This window comes from Pseudomonas sp. HN2-3 (assembly GCF_020691745.1).
Lineage (GTDB): Bacteria > Pseudomonadota > Gammaproteobacteria > Pseudomonadales > Pseudomonadaceae > Aquipseudomonas > Aquipseudomonas capeferrum.
The window spans coordinates 2,835,345-2,854,615 of the sequence record NZ_CP085704.1 but is presented as its reverse complement, the minus strand read 5'-3'; the positions used below and the strand labels follow the sequence as shown (position 1 = coordinate 2,854,615).

Genomic DNA, 19,271 nt, shown 5'->3' with positions numbered 1-19,271 from the left:
GGCGACGGTGAGAGTTGCCAGGTATTAATCGGCCTAAATAGGGGCTTTTACGCTCGCTGTATGTAGTACTTTTCTGGCAAAAGCACCCGATTCGCCTTGTGTTTTGGGCGAGGTATCAGACTAAGATGTTTTTAATATTTCACATGCGTTTTGGGGGCTGCAGGAGCGCAGCGCCACAGCCGGGCGATATCACCCGCGCGCGCCTGCAGTAGCGTTGGCGCGTTGGCGCATGCCTGCTCCAGGCTCATCGGCCCGTTGACCAAGGCAAAAGCGGCGTCAATCCCATGGGCATACAGCTGCTGGTAGCCCTCCCCCAGCGTGCCGGCCAGTACAACCACCGGCACACCGTGGCGCTTGGCGACCCGGGCCACGCCCAACGGCGTCTTGCCACGCAGGGTCTGGGCGTCGAAGCGTCCTTCGCCGGTCACCACCAGGTCAGCACCCTGCACCAGCGCATCGAGCCCGGCCAGCTCCGCCACCACCTCCACCCCAGGGCGAAATTGCGCGCCCATGAACGCCTTGGCCGCGAACCCCATGCCGCCTGCGGCGCCACAGCCAGGGAAGTCGCGCACATCCTCACCGCGCAACCGCGCACAGTGATCGGCAAAATGCCCCAGCGCCTGGTCCAGCGCCTGCACCTGTTGCGGGCTTGCGCCTTTCTGCGGGCCGAAGATCGCCGAGGCGCCATTGGGCCCACACAGCGGGTTGTCAACGTCAGCAGCCACTTCGACCTGCACTTCGGCCAGCCGTGGGTCCAGGTCGCTGGCATCGATGTGCGCCAGCCTTGCCAGGGCCAGGCCCCCTTCTTCCAGCGCTTTGCCATCGGTATCCAGGAGGCGCAAGCCCAGGGCGCGCAACATGCCGCTGCCACCGTCATTGGTAGCGCTGCCGCCAATTGCCAGCACGATACGCCTGGCACCAGCGGCCAACGCGGCAGCGATCAGCTCGCCAGTACCCCAGGTGCTGCTGCGGCACGCATCACGCTGCTCGGTCGGCACCCATTGCAGGCCACTGGCCTGGGCCATCTCGATGATTGCGGTGCGGCTCGGCGCCAGCCACCCCCAACCGGCCTCGACGGTTTGCCCCAAAGGCCCACGCACGGCCAGGCGGCGAAGTTCGCCCTGGCTGGCGGCAAGAATGGCCTCCATGGTGCCTTCACCGCCATCGGCCATGGGGCATTCGACCAGCTCGGCATCCGGCCACACCTCGGCCAGGCCCAGGGCAATGGCGCGGGTGACACCGGCAGCGTCGAGGCTGTCCTTGAACGAGTCGGGGGCGATGACGATCTTCATGGGGATTCTCCTGTCCAGATGAGCGGCATGCTGACAGTTGCCTGGCAAGCTGGCCTCGGTCAAATGCACAAAACAGCAGAGGCGTTGTTTGGGCAAATGCCTTCGCCCCCCCCCCTCAACCGGCCGGCAGCAGTTGCAACCCCAGGTACAAACTGAGCATGCCTTCCATCCGCAGCGGGTCGACTTCGCCCAGCTCGGCGACCCGTTCCAGCCGGTAGCGCAGGCTGTTGCGGTGAATGCCCAAGGCATCGGCACAGGCCTGGCTCTGGCCATCATGGGCGCACCAGGCCCGCAAGGTCGCAATCAGCTGACCACTCGCGTCCTTGGCCCGGATGCGTTGCAGCGGTTCGAGCAGTTCATCCAGGGCATCGTCATTGCGATGGCGCCACAGCAAGGCCGGTAACCGATAGCGCTCAAGGCTGAGCAGGCGTTCGGCGGGCAGCACCTCCTGCCCATAGGCCAGCAAGTCGCGCACCCGGCGATAGCCTCGGCGCAACTGCTCCAGGCTCTGCGCCACGCAACCAAGGGCCAGGCGCTCGACCTGCCAGCCGTGGCGCTGCAGGCGCTCGAGCAGCCGCGCTTCGTCCAGCACCAAGGCTGCCGGGCGGCACCACAATAGCGACTGGCGTGCGGGGCTGACGCACCAGCTGTCCGGGTAGCGGCTGGTCAGCCAGGCCGACAAGGCTTCGGCGGTTGGCCCCGACTCCAGCTCGAACAGGCAGGGCACCCTAGGCAGCTGGGGTTTCAGGCCCAACTGCCGGGCTTCGTCGAGCAACCTGGGTGAATCGCCGCTGCCACCCAGCAACAAGGCCAGCAAATCGTCACAACGCTGCCGCCGCCATTGCTGCTCGACCTGCAGATGGCGCTGGGCCAGGAGCATCTCGGCGGTCATGCGCACCAGCTCGCCATAGGTGCGCAACTGCTGTGGGTCGCCGGTCAGGCCCAGCACCCCCATCAGCCGCCCATCGAGCATCAGCGGCAGGTTCACCCCTGGCTGTACGCCCTTGAGGCACTTTGCCGCGTCCACATCCAGCTCGACGATGCGGCCGTTGGCCAGCACCAGTTGCGCGCCTTCGTGACGGGTGTTGATACGCTCCGGCTCGCCACTGCCAAGGATCAGCCCCTGGCTGTCCATGACATTGACGTTGCAGGGCAGGATGGCCATCGCCCGATCAACGATATCCTGCGCCAGGTCATGGTCGAGTTCGAACATTCAACGGTCCTTGGGGTGGTAGGCTTTGGTCGCGGGCACAGCAGCCTTGGCCAAGCGCTGTGCAAAAGCACAAAGACAGGCACGCCGCAGTCCCGCCAGACTCGTCAGGGCGAGCGCCGGAACAGGCGACGCGGTGACAACCATAACAACAGAGAACCCGATCATGGCACACAGCCCCGCCCCTGACCAAGGCACGGACACCACCCGTAACGCGCTGTACCGGCGCATCACCCTGCGGCTGATTCCGTTCATTTTCATCTGCTACCTGTTCAACTACCTGGACCGCGTCAACGTCGGCTTCGCCAAGCTGCAGATGCTCGACGCCCTGAACTTCAGCGAAACCGTTTACGGCCTCGGCGCCGGTATCTTTTTCATCGGCTACGTGCTCTGCGGCCTGCCGAGCAACCTGGCACTCAACCGCTTCGGCCCACGGCGCTGGATCGCGTTGATGATGATCGCCTGGGGCAGCCTCTCGACCTGCCTGCTGTTCGTCACCACACCCACCGAGTTCTACACGTTGCGCCTGCTGACTGGCGCCGCCGAAGCCGGCTTCTTCCCAGGCGTGGTGCTGTACCTCTCGCGCTGGTTCCCGGCCGCCCGCCGTGGCCGCATCATGGCCCTGTTCATGTCGGCGATCCCGGTGTCGGGGCTGCTGGGCGGGCCGTTCTCCGGCTGGATCCTCGAACATTTCGCCGCCGGCCAGCATGGCCTTGCCGGCTGGCAATGGATGTTCCTGATCCAGGGCGTGCCCACCGTCATCCTGGGTTTCCTGGCCATCCGCCTGCTCAGCGACGGCTACCAGAAAGCCACGTGGCTGAACCCGACCGAGCGCCAACTGATCGAGGCCGACCTTAAAGCCGATGCCGCCAGCAAGCCCGCCACCAGCGGTGACAGCGTGCTCGCAGTGCTGACCAACCCGCTGATCTGGACGTTCGGTTTCGTTTACTTCTGTATCCAGAGCGGTGTGTACGCGATCAACTTCTGGCTGCCGTCGATCATCAAGAGCATGGGCTTCGACAACCCCTTGCTGATTGGCTGGCTGAGCGCCATTCCGTACTTGCTGGCTGGGGTGTTCATGATCGTCTGCGGGCGCTCGGCCGACCTGCGCAACGAGCGCCGCTGGCACCTTGTAGTGCCCATGCTGATGGGCGCCATCGGCTTGCTGATCGCCGTGAACTTCGCCGGCAACCCGCCGATTGCCATCCTCGGCCTGTCGATCGCCACCATGGGCGCGCTCACCGGCCTGCCAATGTTCTGGCCAATGCCCACCGCGCTGCTCAGCGCCGGTGCGGCCGTGGCCGGGCTGGCGGTGATCAACTCGGTGGGGCAGATGGCGGGCTTCCTCAGCCCGTATCTGGTCGGTTTCATCAAGGACCAGACCGGGTCGACCGATGCCGCGCTGTATTCGTTGGCGGCATTGATCGTGGTGGGTAGCCTGGTGGCCTTGCGGGTAACGCGCGCTGGCGCGCTGGCCACGGTAAAGTCCACCTAAAACACCTGCAATGCGCCACAGCCCGTGTGGGAGCCGGCAAACCCGCCCCCACACGGTGCCTCAGAATAATGCCCCGATCGTCGGCTCGGGTCAGCATCTCAACGGCACAGGCGTCAAATGGTTCCAAAGGCCCCCTTTGGAGAAGCCTCATGACCCAGCACACCGTGGCCCGCCTCGATCAGCTCGACCCCCACCGCCCTCTGCGTGTGCAGGCCGGCAACGAAGAACTCATCCTCATCCGCCAGGGCGACCTGGTGCAGGCCTACCAGGCCAACTGCCCCCATGCCGGCGCCCCGCTGGAAGAAGGCGTGATCTGCGCAGGCTTGCTGGTCTGCCCGTGGCACAAGGCGGCGTTTGCCGTGGACGAAGGCGCGGTGTGCGAACCGCCGGCACTGACCGACCTGCGCCGCTACCGGGCGTGGGTCAAGGACGGTGAAGTCTGGGTCGATGACCAGCCGCTGCCAAAGGCCGAGCCACCACGCCACAGTGACGCGCGCTGCTTCGTCGTCATCGGTGCCGGGGCCGCAGGCTCGGCGGCGGTGGCCACGCTACTGGCCCATGGCTTCGGCGGGCGTCTGGTCTGGCTTGACCATGAACGCCAGCCCGCCTACGACCGCACTGCGCTGAGCAAATTCGTCATCGCCGGGGAGATGCCGCCCGATGAAGTCCCGGCGCTGCTGGAGGCTGGCCAGTTGCGCGCGGGCCAGTTGGAGCGGTGCTTGGGCAAGGTGCGCACACTGGACGTGAAAAAGCGCCAAATCACCCTCAGCGACGGCCACCGCATCGACTATGACGCCGCCTTGCTGGCCACTGGCGGCAAACCGCAACGCCCCGATCTGCCCGGTGTCGACCTGGCAGGGGTCATGACCCTGCGCTCACGCGAAGATGCAGCACGCCTGCTGGATGCCGTCGAGCCGGGGCAGCCTGTGGTGATCGTCGGCGACGGGTTCATCGGCCTGGAGGCGGCCTCGGCCTTGCGCAAGTATGGCGCGCAGGTGCATGTGGTCAGCCGCCACGCGGTGCCCTTGAGCAAACAGTTAGGTGAGCGTATCGGGCGCAGCATACGCGCGCTGCATGAGCGCAAGGGCGTGGTGTTCCACGGCCCGACCGAGGTCGAGCGCTTCCTCGGTGAAGAACGGGTCGACGCCGTGCTGCTGGCCAATGGCGAGAAGCTGACGACGTCGTTGGTGTTGCTGGGTACCGGTGTCGCACCGGCCACTGCGTTCGTGCAGGGCGTGGAACTGGCCGAGGATCGTTCGTTGCGGGTCGACGCCGAACTGCATGCCGCCGACCGCCTATGGGCCGCCGGCGACATCGCCACCTTCCCCCTCGCTGGCCGCCCGGTGCGCATCGAACACTGGCGCCTGGCCCAGCAGCATGGCGTAATCGCCGCGGCCAACATGCTGGGCGAGCAGCGTCGTTACGCGGATGTGCCGTTTTTCTGGACCTATCAGCATGGGCGCACCTATGAAGTGCTGGGGCATGCCCGGGACTGGGACCGAATCGAGTTCGTCGGCGAGCCGGAGAAAGGTGACTTCATTGCCTTGCAGTGTGTCGCGGAGCAGGTTGAAGCGGTGGTGGCCAAGGGGTATTCGGATGCCATGGCGCAGCTGTCGCAGCGGATGAAGCGGCCGCTGGGTCTGGATGAGGCACTCAAGCTGATCGGCTGAAACACGCCTGCTTTTTTGCTTGGGTTCTTCGGGGGGGCGGATATCGAGCGCCGCGCGGGCGGCGCTCGATATCCGCCCCCCTGCAAAGCTAAAGACAAGCAACTCCCAAACCCAAAATCAGCTATGGTTTCCCCAACTCAAATAACAAGAACTTGGTAGAGCGCCCATGGCCAAACCCCGCGCCAGTGAACTGGCCGCCTTCGTCGACTGCCACTTTGCCGAACGTGGCCTGACGCCAGAACCGGTGGTCGCTGAATCCTGGTACCGCAGCATCAATCAGCACCACCTGGACCCCACCCTGCGCCACGTCGACAACATCCTCAGCGCCGCTGAAATCCGCCAGCACCAAGCCCAGCACGAGGCCTACCTGGCCATCGCCAGCCAGGGCGTCAGTGGCCTGGCCAAGCGCGTGGTGGACGCCGGTTTCGCCGTGCTGCTCAGTGACGCCGACGGCATCACGCTGGCTGCCCGCCTGCCCGCCGACCCACAAAGCTACACCCGTTCCGGGCTGATCGTCGGCGCGCGGTGGGACGAGTCGATTGCCGGCACCAACGGCATCGGCACCGCCTTGGCCTCTCAGCAGGCACTGACCATCCATCGTCAGGAGCACTTCCTTGCGGCCAATGCTCGGCTCAGTTGCTCGGTATCACCGATCTTCGATGCCCACAACCAACTGCTCGGCTGCCTCAACGCGACCTGCCTGTACAACGACGGCCCCAAGCAAGCCCAGCACCTGACCTTGCAGCTGGTGACCCTGTACGCCCGGTTGATCGAGAACAGCCATTTCCGCCAGCGCTACCGCGACCGCCTGACCTTGGCCATCAAACCACGCGACGACTTCTGCGACCTGGCCGCTGAGCAACTGCTGGCACTGGACGAAAGCGGCCGGGTGATCGGCGCCAATCGGGCAGCGTTCCTGGCGCATACCGGCAAGCTGTTGGGCGTGGCCATCGAGCAACTGCTGCCTGCCACCATCGACCAGTTGCTGGACCTGACGCGCGGCGGTGCACGTGGCACTCAACTGCGCGGTCATGAACAAGCGCACCTGCTGGATGTGGGCCTGCGCGTACCGGCCGGTTACCGCCAAGCGCCTTCTGCGCGGCCCGCGCCCACCCGCACTGCACACCCCACGCTTGAGCAACTGGCAGGCCAGGACACACAGCTGCAACAAGGCGTGAAACGCCTGCGCAAGGTGCTGGACCGAGACATCGCGATTCTTCTGAACGGCGAAACCGGCACCGGCAAAGAGGCATTCGCCCGTGCCTTGCACCAGGCTAGCCAGCGCCATGCCAAACCGTTTGTGGCGCTCAACTGTGCGGCGATACCCGAATCACTGATCGAAAGCGAACTGTTCGGCTACCGTGCCGGCAGCTTCACCGGGGCCAACCGCAAGGGCATGAAAGGCAAGCTGGAGCAGGCTAATGGCGGCACGCTGTTCCTCGACGAGATCGGCGACATGCCGGCGCACCTGCAAACGCGCCTGCTGCGGGTGCTTGCCGAGCGCGAGCTGGTGCCGCTGGGTGCCGAAGCGCCGGTAGCACTGGACCTCCAGGTGATTTCGGCAACCCACCAGGACCTGCAGGCAATGATCGGCGACAGGCGCTTTCGCGAAGACCTCTACTACCGGTTGTGCGGGATGCGCATGACGTTGCCGGCACTGCGTGAACGCAGTGACCGGCGCGCATTGATCGAAGGGTTGTTGGCAGGGCTGCCGGGGGGCGCTGGTATGCGCCTGAGCGATGAAGCGTGGCGCTGCTTGCTCGGGCACGCCTGGCCGGGGAACGTGCGGCAGTTGCTCAATGCGTTGCGTCAGGCCGTCGCGCTGGCCGAAGGTGGGCTGATCGAAGTGGCTGACCTGCCGGAGGTAGTGGCCGACCCTGCAGCGCCTGCGCGGCCAAAGGTGCTAGAGCAGCAAGTCGAGGCTGCCGAGGCGCGGCATTTGCTGGAGGTGTTGAAGCGAGAGCGCTGGAACATGAGCGCAGCGGCAGAGGCCGCGGGGGTTTCGCGGTCAACGCTGTATCGCAAGATGAAGCGGTACGGCATCGTCCAGCCCAACCAGTTGGGCTGACTGTAGCTGCCCCTTCGCGGGTGCAGCCGCGAAGAGGCCAGCAAGATCAGTGCAACCGGTTCTTGGCTAACTCGATATCGTCCATCAGCGCCTTGGCCAGGACACTCAGATAGTCAGCCGCGCCGAGCAACTTGTGGTCATCGTCCATATCGCCTTCACGCACCAGGTGCTTGATGTAGCCCAGCAGCACCGACACCTGCTCGTATGCAACATCAATCGGGATGCCAGGCTGCACACGCAGCAAGTTCAACGATGGGTTGCCCACATCAAGGAAGGTTGCCAGGCCAGCGGTGGTGAGGGGCTTGGGTTCGTCGGCCATGGGCTCACTCCTCGGCCTGTTGGCCATAGAGACGGTTGTGTACATGCTCTACCAGCGAACGGGCGATTTCGCTGGCATGCAAGGCGTTGCTCAGCATGTTCAGGCCAGGTTCGCCGACGTGGCCGCGGCAATGGTCGTCGATGGTTTCGATGACGCCGCGGAGCAACTCGCTGACGTGCGCGAGGGCATGGGGTGGGTACATGTCAGATTGGACGGTGAAGAATGGGGAGGTGATCGGTTTGCGGCGAAGTGGGTCAGGAACAATTTTTTTCATGATCGATCTCACAGTTCGTTATCGAGACCTACCATCTCAACCTTCTCACGGGGTGAGGGTGGCAGCGGTACGCGGGGTGAGAAACCGGTGAACCATGCAAAGCCCGGCCAGGCCGAAGCCTGCCCGCGCACAGCTGCCATAGCAGTGCTGCTGCATGAAATTCGAAGCGGGTTCTCACACCCGGCCACCCGGTTAGGCGGCCCGAAAACGTTATCCCTGAGAGGTTTCCCCGACAACAGCGATACTTCAGCAGCCCGCGTAGGATAATTCCAAAGCAGGCCATTCCTGAAGTATTTAGTTTCAAGTTCAGAAATGTCGTACAGCCATGGCTTTGGCCGCCATCCAAATGAGCAGCCAAAATTCACGAAGTAATCGGCAAACGACCCGCTGACGGGAGGCCCTTTCGGCCTTACAACCCGCCCGACTCAATTAGAGCCCAGACCACAAAAAGCCATGAACAACCGATTAATAGACACCAAAACGAGACCTGCAGTCGACGCTTGAGATAGAGCGGACAGTTTTTACAATCATCAGCATCTAACCAGCCTTGGCGAACGCCCAAACTCGGCCATACCGATGCTAACGTCACGCCATACACTATTCTCGTTCTTGTTCCAAGCGAAATAGTACTCCAATATTTCAAGTCATCCACTAGCCCCTGGCTATTTCTAAATGCCGTGCAAAGCACATCGAAATGCCGAGTAGCGGCTATATGATAACTTATGCCCACCCCGGCGAGCCCAATAATGAAAGGTGCGAGTACAAAAGCCATTTTCAAACCCATGGGCACATTTGAAAAATCAATCATAGCGCTCCTCGTACCCCACTTCCCCGAACCGCTCCCCCGCATCACTCAGCGTGATGATCCGAAGTGACGTGAACCCGCAATGTAAAGACCCATGCCAATACCCACGACACTCAGGGTAAAAGGCACAACCCCCAGCACGATCTTTACGCCAGCTGGTAGATTTGATAAGTCAATCATGAAGTACCTCCCCAGTATCGATGTGCGTGCACATAGGTAAAGCGCCGCTTTTAAGACAGCGACTATCCCATGGGCGACCCACCACCGTGAGTTTTTCTTTATAGCTCATCGAATTCGATAAGTACCCACCCAGCCATAATCCAAAAGCCCGCTATTGCAGTGCACCAGAATGAAATCTGCAGCCGACGTTTGAGGTAGGCTGGGCAATTTTTGCAATCTTCAGCACTCAACCAACCTCGACGTACCACCAGCGTTGGGCAAACCGCTGCTAGTGTTACACCAGCCACTATCATGGCCCTGGTTCGAATTGATATCGTGCTCCAGTACCTTAAGTCCTCAATAAGACCAGGGCTGTTCTGAAACGCCGAGCAAAGCACTTCAAAGTGACGTGAGCCGGCAATATGGTAATGAATGCCCAGACCAATCAATCCAATAAGAAATGGTGCGAGAAGAAACGCAATATGCAGGCTTGCAGGCCATGTAGTTAAATCAGTCATAAAGTCTCTCGAAGATTGCCTCTCCAGATGTCTCCCCAAGCTTTTCGCCACCCTTACTAAAAGCAAAGGACCCACTGCCAACGAGAACGACTCCGCAAGCAACTTTACCATACACCCCGAATGAGCAGACTAGCCGAGCAGCCTCACCAGCTATCTTTGCGCCGACTATTCCGCCAGTTAACCCACCTGAAAAGCTCCCCGTCTCGGTAAATCTAATTTTCTTACGAGCCTCAGTTTCTCCAGCCCGACACGCCGCCTGAACTTTCAAATAAGAAGAACCCGCACCAAGTCCAATCGCCGCAAACCCACCATATTTTAAGTAATTCGACATCTTGGCCACCTCATCCAGGTGGCTCGCATATCCGGGTATCTAGCCCGGCACGCCTGCCTTGGTCCAATGATGCACCAGGCTTTTGGTGGAGATACCCAGGTCGCGGCGGAGCGTGTCGTAACTGCCGAGGTTCAATGTCTTGTTCAGAAAACCTACGCGCAACTGGGCGCTCAGTTGCTCATAAAGCCCCCTGCGCTTGGCGAAGAACTCCGCACTGTTCAAGTGGCCATGCAAAACAAACTGCTGTTGGTGCAAAGCCTCAATGCCCTTCAACGTGTCCTTGACCTGCCCCAGTCCACGCTCAAGCATGTCCTTGCCCACCCCCATCGACTGGCTGGCGCCATTGAGCACCCCGGCAATCTCACCGATGTGCTTCATCATGAAGTTAGCTTCTTCACGGGAGAGAATCGACAGGGACTCCCTCGTCTTTTCGGCCACCATGATCAGTTCGTTTTCCAGCGCGCTGCAGGCATGCCCACTGCTTGGGCTGCCCAGCACAAATATCTCGCCCGCCTTGAAACCATCTGGGAAGGTAGGATTCAAGCGCTGCAATAACGCCACTGGCAAAGGGCTGTGCGTCGCGCCAAGGCTCTGAAGCACCTGTCCGAACGACATGCTGCGTTGCACAATATGGAAGCCAGGCTCAAGTATCGATGATGAGCCGACGGGAGATGCGTTGTACACTTGAGCAGGACTCTGCCCTGATGAAGGCGCCGAATGGCTGACGGCAGAGGCAGGCGATGCAGCCTGAGCAGGACGGCTGCCAGCCCGGTGCATGGCTGACTGCGCGATGACCCGGTTGCTGCCGTTTGGGCAATCACACTTGACCAGCGCCCCATCGACAACAGCCGGTTTACCTCCGATGACGAAAGCATTCACCCCTTCTACAATGACACCGACCTTCTTGCAGTTCGGGCACTCGGTCGTGGCATCGCCCAGGCGCAGCGTACGTCGGTTGTCCCCCCGGTAGTTCGTACTGCTGGCAATGCAGACTGCGCCTGTGGTGGTGATATCGCCATCCAGCGCTTGCCCTTTTCCATGTATCGATATGCGCGTCATGAATAGCCTCCGGCCGTAGAAAGCTGGAAGCTAACACTGGAAAAACATGCAAAAGCCTGGGCCTGCGAAAATCAGAATTACCCTACAAGCAGCGTGCAGGTACTGCCCCATACGCCATTGATCAATCTGCTACTGAGCAGGAAAGCACGCACACAGGTAAAACACCTGTTCCGCGAATGGCCGTGCACGGTGCCTGGCACCGGCTTCGCCGGTGTTCGCGGGGCAAGCCCGCTCCCACAGCGTCTCGCTAAATCGATGAGTTAGCAGTTGTTCAGTGGGAGCGGGCTTGCCCCGCGAAGAGGCCAGCAGAGCCACCCTCTACCCTTGGATGTACACCACCTGCGTGCGCATGTACTCATACAAGCCGTGCTTGCCATCCGCCCCGCCGACCCCGGACTTGCGCGCCCCGGCGTGGAAGCCCTGCATGGCCTCGAAGTTCTCCCGGTTGATGTAGGTCTCGCCAAAGTCGATCTCGCGGCAGGCCTTCAGCGCCGCATTCAGGTCGCGGGTGTAAAGCGAAGACGTCAGCCCGTATTCGCTGTCGTTGGCCAAGGCAATCGCCTCGTCCAGGTCATCGACCACCTGGATCGGCAACACCGGCCCGAAGATTTCCTTGCGCATGATCTCCATGTCCGACGCACAGCCCGCAAGCACAGTCGGCTGGTAATGGAACCCGGCACCCAGGTCGGCCACCTGCCCGCCGGTCACCAGTTGGGCGCCCTGCCCGACCGCCGTTCGCACCATCTGCGCCACCTTGTCGAGCCCGGCCTGGTTGATCAGCGGCCCCATGTCCAGGTCGGCACGGCTCGACGGGTCGCCATAACGGGTGGCCGCCATGGCCTGGGCCACCTTGTCGACGAAGACGTCGGCCACCTGGCGCTCCACGTACACCCGCTCGGCGCAGTTGCACACTTGGCCTGTATTGATCACCCGCGAGGCGACGATGGCATTCACCGCCAGGTCCAAGTCGGCGTCCGCCATCACGATCGCCGGGGCCTTGCCGCCCAGTTCAAGGTTGAGCTTGGTGATGTTCGGCGCCGCCGCAGCCATGATCCGTGCGCCGGTGGCGACGCTACCGGTAAAGCTTACAAGGTCGATACCGGCATGGCTGGACAGCCCATGGCCGACGCTCGCCCCTTTGCCGCCGACCACGTTGAACACACCCGCTGGCAGGTCGGCCTCGGCCACCAACTTCGCGAACTCATAGCAATTGATCGGCGTTTCCTCACTGGGTTTGATTACGATGGTGTTCCCCGCCAACAACGCCGGGGCCATCTTGCGGGCGATCAAAAAGAACGGGAAGTTCCACGGCAAAATCCCAGCCACCACACCCAAGGGTTTGCGCATCAGGAAGATGTGCTCATTGGCGCGGTCGCTGGTCAGCACCTCGCCTTCCAGGCGTCGCGCCCATTCAGCCATGTAGTCGAGGTAGTCGGCCGTGAAGTTGACCTCGACCTGCGCCAGCCCCGGCACCTTGCCGCCTTCCAGGGTGATGATGCGCGCCAGGCGTTCGGCATTGGCGCGTACCTTTGTCGCGATCTGGCGCAGATACCCGGCGCGCTCGATGGCAGGCTTGGCCGCCCAGCCTTTTTGCGCTTGACGCGCTGCGGCAATGGCCCGCTCCACGTGCTCCACCGGCGACTCCGGGACACGCCCCAGCAGCTGTGCGTTGGCCGGGTTGTACACCTCAATCAGTTGCTCGCTGGGCATGAAGGCATTGTCGATGTAGTTCTGGTAGATCGTTGCAGTCATGGTCATTCACTCCTGTGGGTGGTTGTCGGCCAGTGGCGACTGGGCAGCCGGCTTGGCGCTGAACTGCTGCCAGGTACTGCCCTCGCGCTTGAGGTCATGGGCACGCTTGATGAGGTACTGGTGCACCTGTTCCACCTGCTCGGGCTTGAGGTTGTCGGCAAACGACGGCATGCCATCGGGCACGCGGCCGCCATAGAGGATGCCGAGGAACATCTGGTGTTTTTCCGCGCTGAGCTTGCGCAGGTCAGGCAGTACGCCGCCGCTGACGGCATGAATACCATGGCACTGCGAACAGTTGCCGTCGTACAGGGCAGCACCGGCGGCCACTGCGTTGGCATCAGCGGTCAGGGGTGGTGGTTCGGGCGCGTTGGCGGGCGGTGCCGGCTCACGCAACGTGGCATTACCGCCAAGCTTGTAGGTCAGCACCTGGGAGAAAGGCTGTACCCCAGCACGTAGCGACAGTGCCCCGGCAAACGTCGAGAATGCCCCGCCCCAACCGGCCATGAAGGTGACGTACTGCTCGCCATCGACCGAGTAGCTGATCGGTGCCGCCATCACGCCACTGGCGGCCGGTGACTCCCAGAGTTTCTTGCCGGTGTCGGCGGCGTAGGCGATCACCCGGCCATCGGCGCTGCCTTCGAACACCAGGTTGCCGGCGGTGCTCAAGGTGCCACCGTTGAAGATAGTGATGTAGGGCACTTCCCAGGCTGGCGCCTGTTTAACCGGGTCCCAGGCGATCAGCTTGCCGGACCAGGTCTTGGCCATCTCCAGCAGGCCTTCGGCACCCTCGGGCATCATGCCGGTGCGTAGGCCGAGCTGGTACACGCTTTTGAACGGGTTGCGCTTGGGTGCGTCGGGAATGTGCTCGTAGTAGGCCGACATGATATGCGCCGGGATGTACACCAGCCCCGTGTTCGGGTTGTACGACATCGGGTGCCAATCATGAGCGCCCCAGAATGCCGGGGTCACCAACTTGCGCTTGCCGTCCTTCCAGTAGGCCGCCGCCTCGTCGTCGAGGATGGGCCGCCCGGTCTTCATGTCGATGCCCTTGGCCCAGTTCACCGGCACGATGTTCTTGGCCGACAGCAGCTCGCCAGTGGCGCGGTCCAGCACATAGAAAAAGCCATTCTTGGGTGCCTGCATCAGCACCTTGCGTTGCTTGCCGTCGATCGGTAGTTCGGCAAGGATCATGTGCTGGGTGGCGGTGAAGTCCCAGGCATCGCCCGGGGTGGTCTGGTAGTGCCAGGCGTATTCGCCCGTGTCGGCATTGACCGCGACGATCGACGACAGGAACAGGTTGTCGCCTTTGGCCTGGCTGCGCCATTTCGGGTCCCACATCGAGCCATTGCCGACGCCGATGTACAGCAGGTTCAACTCCGGGTCGTAGGCGAACGAGTCCCAGGCCGTGCCGCCACCGCCCCACTCGACGAAGGCATCGCCGTGCCAGGTCTTGCTGGCGATTTCCATGGCCTTGTCTTCCGGCGGCAGCTTGGGGTCACCTGGCACGGTGAAGAAGCGCCAGGCCTGCTTGCCGGTTTCGGCGTCATAGGCCGTTACATAGCCGCGCACGCCATACTCCGCCCCACCATTGCCGATGATGACCTTGCCGTTGACCACCCGCGGCGCGCCGGTGATGGTGTAGCTGCGTTTATGGTCGCTGCGGGTGTCCACCGACCAGACCCGCTTGCCGGTCTTGGCATCGATCGCCTCCAGGCGCCCGTCCAATACGCCGACGTAGACCTTGCCCTGCCACACCGCCACGCCTCGGTTTACCGCATCGCAGCAGGCCTCACCGGCACGGTTGCGATCCGACTGCGGGTCGTATTTCCAGAGCAGCTTGCCGTTGCGGGCATCCAGCGCGTACACCACCGAAAACGGCCCCGTGGTGTACATCACCCCATCTACCACAATGGGCGTGGCCTCCACCCCACGGTCCAGGTCGAGTTTGTAGCTCCAGGCCAGGCCTAGCTGATTGACGTTGTCCTGGTTGATGGCTTTGAGGGGGCTGAAGCGTTGCTCATCGTAGGTGCGGCCGTGGCTCATCCAGTTGCCGGGTTCCTGGTCGGCGGCGATGATGCGTTTGCCATCGACGTCGGCGGCATAGGCAGGTGCGCAGCAGGCCAAGGCTAGGGCCAGGCAGCCCAGGGCGTGCGGGAGGGGCCGGCGGTGCGGGCCTGTTCGGTTCATGGTGGCTTCTCCGTTCTTGTTATGGCGACGCCATGGCAGGCGCCTGCAACAGACAGAGCAACGGTTGTGCCAGCGTCGCCCAGCCCCGTCGAAACAGCCATGCCAGAGCGGTTCGAGCGCAAACGGCCTGCGCTTGTCTGCAGGCTGTGGCTGCAGCAGCCATGGCACAGCTGATGCGGCCGTGACACAGGTGTGTCAGCCCTTGCTGCAGGCTTTCAATGCCGCTTGGTTCTGTGTAAAACAGGCACATCAGCCCACTGCAAAGGACTCCCCCGCATGATCTACCGTCCCCTCGGCCAAAGTGGCCTGCAGGTTTCCGCCCTTACCTTGGGCAGCATGATGTTCGGCGAGCAGACCAGCACCGAAGACGCCCTGCGGATCATCGAAAAAGCCTGGGATCAGGGCATCAACTTCATCGACACCGCCGATGTCTACAACGCTGGGCACTCGGAAGAAATTGTCGGCGAAGCCGTGGCACGTCATCGCCAGGACTGGATCGTCGCCTCCAAGGTTGGTTTTGGCCCCGCCGACGGCCTGCCCAACCGCAGCGGGTTGTCGCGTAAACATGTGTTCAATGCCATCGATGCCACGTTGACGCGCATGGACCTGGACTACCTGGACATCTACTACCTGCACCGCGAGGACCACAAGGTGCCGCTGGAGGAGACCGTGCAGGCGATCGGCGACCTGCTGCGCCAGGGCAAGATCCGTTACTGGGGCGTGTCCAACTTCCGCGGCTGGCGTATTGCCGAAATCTGCAACCTGGCCGAGCGCCTGGGCGTGGCCAAGCCGGTAGTGAGCCAGCCGCTGTACAACATCGTCAACCGCCAGGCAGAACCCGAGCAATTAACCGCAGCGGCCTACCATGGCCTGGGCGTGGTACCGTTCAGCCCCTTGGCCCGCGGCGTGCTAAGCGGCAAGTACGCACCTGGCTCGGTACCGGATGCCGGCAGCCGTGCCGGGCGCCAGGACAAGCGCATCATGGAAGTGGAGTGGCGCCAGGAGTCACTGGCCATCGCTCGCCAGATCCAGGCATACGTCGAGGCCAAGGGCGTGGGTATCGTGGAATTTGCGATTGCCTGGGTGCTCAACAACCAACAGGTCAGTTCGGCGATTGTCGGGCCCCGCACCGAAGCGCAATGGGACACCTATGCCGGGGCACTGGAGGTGAAGATCACGGCAGAGGATGAAGCGTTCATCGATTCGCTGGTGACGCCGGGGCATGCATCTACCCCAGGTTTCAATGATGTGGCGCACTTTGTCAGCGGACGACTGGCGCGCGGTTGAAGGCAGATCGGCAAGGGGCTATGAAGCCCCCTGGCCAGCCATCGAGCAGTTAATCTAGTTCAAGGGTGGCTCATCTTCGATGACGATGTTCACCGCATAGAACAGCCCATCTTCCCGCTGCTCGATTTCATAACTGACGTGCTGACCCTCGCGGATGATTGGGGCACCTTGGCCGCCGTCCCCCATCAGAAACACCACCTCGCCAACCCCCGGTGCTACAAACTGGGGATCAACCTGTGCTAACGACATTGCGGTCAGCGACTGCGCTTTTTTGGGCATGAGCAGCACCTCCTGTTGTGTTTGACTGGTCACTGTTATCAGTAGCCTGGAGCAAACTATTCACGGATCACTGTAAATAATCGCCCATCGGCAAGCAGACGGCTACTAGCACTATTACCAGGTAATCCCTGTTGATCGGGCGACCACGGCTACTGTCCAGCCAAAACGAAAAAAGCCCCATATCTTTCGATACGGAGCTTTTTTTACACGTTACACAATTGCCTGGCTTCACATCGTTCGATCAAGTACCTCGGTCAACCCGCAAGGTTGCGGGTGCCTGTTCGAACGTTGAGCCGGCTGGTACGTGTCTTACTCAGGACGCACTTGGGCGGCCTGCATGCCTTTTTGCCCTTTTTCGGCAACGAAGCTGACAGTCTGGCCTTCTTTCAGCGACTTGAAGCCGTCCGATTCAATGGCTTTGAAATGAACGAAGAGATCGTCGCCACCGCCCTGTGGGGTGATGAAGCCGAAGCCTTTTTCATCGTTGAACCATTTAACTGTACCGGTTTGTCTGTTGGACATGCTCTGAGCCCTCGATGGCTGTTTTGATGCGTTTTCCGTGAAATTTACAACGAGGGCCATGTCAAACAACAAGCCCCTGCAAGCCACATATTGAGCGCTTTGTCGGCGAGAAGCTACTAACAATTTTACCAGTATCGAAAATAGCTGAATCCTGTACCCGAATTCACCGGCAAAATGCCCCTGTACCCCTTCAAATAAGCGCATTGATCACCAGCAAATGCACCGGGTAGAACAGGTACCCCCAGCGCCCCACCGCTGGCACGCGCCACTCATCACGACGTAATAGCAAACAGCCGAACGGCACCGCCAGGGCAGCGGCGGCCAAAGTCAGCAGGGTGAACGGCGCGAGCGGATGTTCGCGCAACCAGCCGTTGGTCAGGTTGCCCGCCATTGCCAGCAGGCACGGCAGCAGCCACGTCAGCGCGCCCAGGCGGCGGGCCATGAGCCAGGCGGCCGGCAACAGCACGCCGGCCAGGCCGTACATCAGGCGTTCACTGAACAGGGCCGCAGCCGCCAGGGCTACCAGGCCAAGTACCCGTGCTGCCACCTGATGCTGCTGCACGCCCAAAACTACCAGGAGCCCAAGGGCCAGCGTCGGCATCACACTGAACGTTTGCGAACCGCTGTCCAGCCAACGGTAGGGCCATTCGGACACTACTGAAAACACCAGCATCGCGCCCAAGTAGCGCAGGTTGACGCCGGTTGACAGCGCCCCCCCGTGCCGGCGCCCGACATTGACGGCGATAGCCAGGCAAAACAGCGGGAAGGCCAACCTGCCAAGGATGAACAAACCTTCGGCACGCGGCCATATGAAGCGCAGGTGGTCGGCGACCATGGTCACGATCGCCACCCACTTGACCAGGTCCAGCCCTGCCGAGCGCATCCCCTAGTGCCCGCGCTGTGCCGCCGTCGGCGCCAGGTAGCGGGAGGTCCAGGCAGCCAGCGGCAGCGGCGGTTGCTGGTCGACGATGCGCCGCCAGATCAAGGCCAGGTCATGGCTGTTGAACATCGACGCTACCCCTGCCCCCTGCCATGCCGTGGGGGTATCGGCAACCCAGTGCCCCTGGCTGTCGCGGTGGGCCATGTTGAAACGGAAGGTGTAGTTGCCTGGAATCCCCATGCGCAGGTCGGTCACCACCAGCGCGCCGTCGACCTCGTCGTAACGCAGCCAGTCACCGGTGAACCAGCGCAGGCGTTGATGCAGTGGCGCAACGGCAAGCGCCGAAGCCAGTTCAAGGTTGCGGGGCAGGCGCTGCATTTCCGGCGGATGTTGATCGAGCCAACTGCTGACACCTTCGTAGTACGCCCCGTCCGGGGTCTTGGCCAGCACGCGCCAGATCAGGCTGTTGAAGGCGATAGGCACGGCGCGTACGTCACTGGCCGGGATGCCTTGGTGGTCCAGGGCTGCCTGAAAACGCTGCTCCGCCTGCATGCGCCCGGCCAGGCCAAAGCCCAGGTAGGCGGTACTGAAGACCAGTGCCAGGGTCATCAGCCTCACGGCCTTGCCCGTCACCCCCTTGGCAAGGGTGTAGACCACTGCGGCCAGCAGCGGCACGGTATAGACCGGGTCGATGATGAATACCGCCGCCCAGCTTTGCGGGGTAACCGACAGCGGCCAGAACAGTTGCGTGCCATACACGGTAAAGGCATCGAGCACCGGGTGGGTGACCAGCACCAGCCAGAACGCCAGGAACAGCCGCGGCAAGGTGTAGCCTTTGCCCGGCCAGTACCTGTTGACGCACCAGGCCAGCAACAGCGCCAGCCCGGTGAGGACGAACAGGGAATGGGAGAAACCCCGGTGGTAGGTCATCTGCGAGACCGGGTCGGCGTAGCGGATGATCACGTCCAGGTCAGGCAGGGTGCCCAGCGCGGCGCCATACAGCAGCGAACGGCGGCCCTGGATGCGGCCGAGCACAGTGCCCTGCAGGGCGGCGCCGAGTACGGCTTGGGTCAATGAGTCCAAGGGGGAGTTCCTGTGTGGATGACCCAGGAAAACTACCCCTCTCCAGCCCTGCGGTGCAAATGCGGTTCAGTGACAAAAGGT

General features: G+C 62.2%; 17 protein-coding genes. 4 read left to right on the top strand and 13 right to left on the bottom strand.

Going from position 1 to position 19,271, the window contains the following annotated elements; all coding sequences use genetic code 11:
• Positions 1-131 precede the first annotated feature (131 nt).
• Together LJX93_RS12830 and LJX93_RS12825 are read right to left on the bottom strand one after the other, a co-directional pair.
• A complete protein-coding gene (locus LJX93_RS12830) occupies positions 132-1,292 on the bottom strand; it encodes a glycerate kinase (protein ID WP_095064775.1) in 1,161 nt (386 codons plus the stop codon).
• 115 nt (positions 1,293-1,407) lie between these two features.
• The gene (locus LJX93_RS12825) at positions 1,408-2,505 is read right to left on the bottom strand and encodes a sugar diacid recognition domain-containing protein (RefSeq protein WP_033697751.1); all 1,098 of its coding nucleotides are present in this window, start codon (positions 2,503-2,505) and stop codon (positions 1,408-1,410) included.
• Positions 2,506-2,668: 163 nt separating this feature from the next.
• Between LJX93_RS12825 and LJX93_RS12820 the strand changes: the two genes are divergently transcribed.
• The 3 genes from LJX93_RS12820 (at position 2,669) to LJX93_RS12810 (ending at position 7,735) form a co-directional block, all read left to right on the top strand.
• A complete protein-coding gene (locus tag LJX93_RS12820; protein WP_033697748.1) occupies positions 2,669-3,997 on the top strand; it encodes an MFS transporter in 1,329 nt (442 codons plus the stop codon).
• A 149-nt stretch (positions 3,998-4,146) separates the two neighbouring features.
• A complete protein-coding gene (locus tag LJX93_RS12815) occupies positions 4,147-5,667 on the top strand; it encodes an FAD-dependent oxidoreductase (protein ID WP_227697265.1) in 1,521 nt (506 codons plus the stop codon).
• A 166-nt stretch (positions 5,668-5,833) separates the two neighbouring features.
• Complete coding sequence (locus tag LJX93_RS12810) at positions 5,834-7,735, top strand: sigma-54-dependent Fis family transcriptional regulator (RefSeq protein WP_047583593.1); 1,902 nt, start codon at positions 5,834-5,836, stop codon at positions 7,733-7,735.
• Positions 7,736-7,781: 46 nt separating this feature from the next.
• Here LJX93_RS12810 and LJX93_RS12805 read toward each other — a convergent pair whose 3' ends face one another.
• The 7 genes from LJX93_RS12805 to LJX93_RS12775 all read right to left on the bottom strand — a co-directional run bounded on the left by LJX93_RS12805 (position 7,782) and on the right by LJX93_RS12775 (position 15,139).
• Positions 7,782-8,054, bottom strand: a complete 273-nt coding sequence (locus tag LJX93_RS12805; RefSeq protein WP_033697742.1) for a DUF3077 domain-containing protein — start codon at positions 8,052-8,054, stop codon at positions 7,782-7,784.
• Positions 8,055-8,058: 4 nt separating this feature from the next.
• On the bottom strand, positions 8,059-8,328 hold the full coding sequence (locus LJX93_RS12800) for a hypothetical protein (protein ID WP_227697264.1): 270 nt from the start codon (positions 8,326-8,328) through the stop codon (positions 8,059-8,061).
• 1,083 nt (positions 8,329-9,411) lie between these two features.
• Positions 9,412-9,810 carry a hypothetical protein gene (locus LJX93_RS12795; RefSeq protein WP_156056743.1) on the bottom strand — a complete coding sequence of 133 codons (399 nt, stop codon included), beginning with the start codon at positions 9,808-9,810 and terminating at the stop codon, positions 9,412-9,414.
• Complete coding sequence (locus tag LJX93_RS12790; protein WP_227697263.1) at positions 9,803-10,141, bottom strand: hypothetical protein; 339 nt, start codon at positions 10,139-10,141, stop codon at positions 9,803-9,805. The genes LJX93_RS12795 and LJX93_RS12790 overlap by 8 nt, the downstream gene beginning before the upstream one ends.
• Positions 10,142-10,180: 39 nt before the next feature.
• A complete protein-coding gene (locus tag LJX93_RS12785; protein WP_227697262.1) occupies positions 10,181-11,200 on the bottom strand; it encodes a PAAR domain-containing protein in 1,020 nt (339 codons plus the stop codon).
• Positions 11,201-11,518: 318 nt separating this feature from the next.
• Positions 11,519-12,910 (bottom strand): aldehyde dehydrogenase, encoded by a 1,392-nt coding sequence (gene aldA / locus LJX93_RS12780; RefSeq protein ID WP_414004138.1) that lies wholly within the window; start codon positions 12,908-12,910, stop codon positions 11,519-11,521.
• A 48-nt stretch (positions 12,911-12,958) separates the two neighbouring features.
• Positions 12,959-15,139 carry a PQQ-dependent dehydrogenase, methanol/ethanol family gene (locus tag LJX93_RS12775; protein ID WP_033697735.1) on the bottom strand — a complete coding sequence of 727 codons (2,181 nt, stop codon included), beginning with the start codon at positions 15,137-15,139 and terminating at the stop codon, positions 12,959-12,961.
• Positions 15,140-15,415: 276 nt separating this feature from the next.
• Here LJX93_RS12775 and LJX93_RS12770 point away from each other — a divergent pair, with 276 nt between their 5' ends.
• The gene (locus LJX93_RS12770; RefSeq protein WP_227697260.1) at positions 15,416-16,426 is read left to right on the top strand and encodes an aldo/keto reductase; all 1,011 of its coding nucleotides are present in this window, start codon (positions 15,416-15,418) and stop codon (positions 16,424-16,426) included.
• Positions 16,427-16,480: 54 nt separating this feature from the next.
• Here LJX93_RS12770 and LJX93_RS12765 read toward each other — a convergent pair whose 3' ends face one another.
• The 4 genes from LJX93_RS12765 to LJX93_RS12750 form a co-directional block, all read right to left on the bottom strand.
• Positions 16,481-16,705, bottom strand: coding sequence for a hypothetical protein (locus LJX93_RS12765; protein WP_033697731.1), 225 nt, complete (start codon positions 16,703-16,705; stop codon positions 16,481-16,483).
• Positions 16,706-17,014: 309 nt separating this feature from the next.
• A complete protein-coding gene (locus LJX93_RS12760; RefSeq protein ID WP_003179963.1) occupies positions 17,015-17,227 on the bottom strand; it encodes a cold-shock protein in 213 nt (70 codons plus the stop codon).
• Positions 17,228-17,417: 190 nt separating this feature from the next.
• Positions 17,418-18,110 (bottom strand): TraX family protein, encoded by a 693-nt coding sequence (locus tag LJX93_RS12755; RefSeq protein WP_156310279.1) that lies wholly within the window; start codon positions 18,108-18,110, stop codon positions 17,418-17,420.
• A 3-nt stretch (positions 18,111-18,113) separates the two neighbouring features.
• Positions 18,114-19,190, bottom strand: a complete 1,077-nt coding sequence (locus tag LJX93_RS12750) for a metal-dependent hydrolase (RefSeq protein ID WP_033697728.1) — start codon at positions 19,188-19,190, stop codon at positions 18,114-18,116.
• Between the last annotated feature and the right edge of the window lie 81 nt (positions 19,191-19,271).

Coding starts and splice junctions, on each gene's coding strand:
- LJX93_RS12830 (WP_095064775.1), bottom strand. CDS start 1,292: ATGAAGATCGTCATCGCCCCCGACTCGTTCAAGGACAGCCTCGACGCT.
- LJX93_RS12825 (WP_033697751.1), bottom strand. CDS start 2,505: ATGTTCGAACTCGACCATGACCTGGCGCAGGATATCGTTGATCGGGCG.
- LJX93_RS12820 (WP_033697748.1), top strand. CDS start 2,669: ATGGCACACAGCCCCGCCCCTGACCAAGGCACGGACACCACCCGTAAC.
- LJX93_RS12815 (WP_227697265.1), top strand. CDS start 4,147: ATGACCCAGCACACCGTGGCCCGCCTCGATCAGCTCGACCCCCACCGC.
- LJX93_RS12810 (WP_047583593.1), top strand. CDS start 5,834: ATGGCCAAACCCCGCGCCAGTGAACTGGCCGCCTTCGTCGACTGCCAC.
- LJX93_RS12805 (WP_033697742.1), bottom strand. CDS start 8,054: ATGGCCGACGAACCCAAGCCCCTCACCACCGCTGGCCTGGCAACCTTC.
- LJX93_RS12800 (WP_227697264.1), bottom strand. CDS start 8,328: ATGAAAAAAATTGTTCCTGACCCACTTCGCCGCAAACCGATCACCTCC.
- LJX93_RS12795 (WP_156056743.1), bottom strand. CDS start 9,810: ATGACTGATTTAACTACATGGCCTGCAAGCCTGCATATTGCGTTTCTT.
- LJX93_RS12790 (WP_227697263.1), bottom strand. CDS start 10,141: ATGTCGAATTACTTAAAATATGGTGGGTTTGCGGCGATTGGACTTGGT.
- LJX93_RS12785 (WP_227697262.1), bottom strand. CDS start 11,200: ATGACGCGCATATCGATACATGGAAAAGGGCAAGCGCTGGATGGCGAT.
- aldA (WP_414004138.1), bottom strand. CDS start 12,910: ATGCCCAGCGAGCAACTGATTGAGGTGTACAACCCGGCCAACGCACAG.
- LJX93_RS12775 (WP_033697735.1), bottom strand. CDS start 15,139: ATGAACCGAACAGGCCCGCACCGCCGGCCCCTCCCGCACGCCCTGGGC.
- LJX93_RS12770 (WP_227697260.1), top strand. CDS start 15,416: ATGATCTACCGTCCCCTCGGCCAAAGTGGCCTGCAGGTTTCCGCCCTT.
- LJX93_RS12765 (WP_033697731.1), bottom strand. CDS start 16,705: ATGCCCAAAAAAGCGCAGTCGCTGACCGCAATGTCGTTAGCACAGGTT.
- LJX93_RS12760 (WP_003179963.1), bottom strand. CDS start 17,227: ATGTCCAACAGACAAACCGGTACAGTTAAATGGTTCAACGATGAAAAA.
- LJX93_RS12755 (WP_156310279.1), bottom strand. CDS start 18,110: ATGCGCTCGGCAGGGCTGGACCTGGTCAAGTGGGTGGCGATCGTGACC.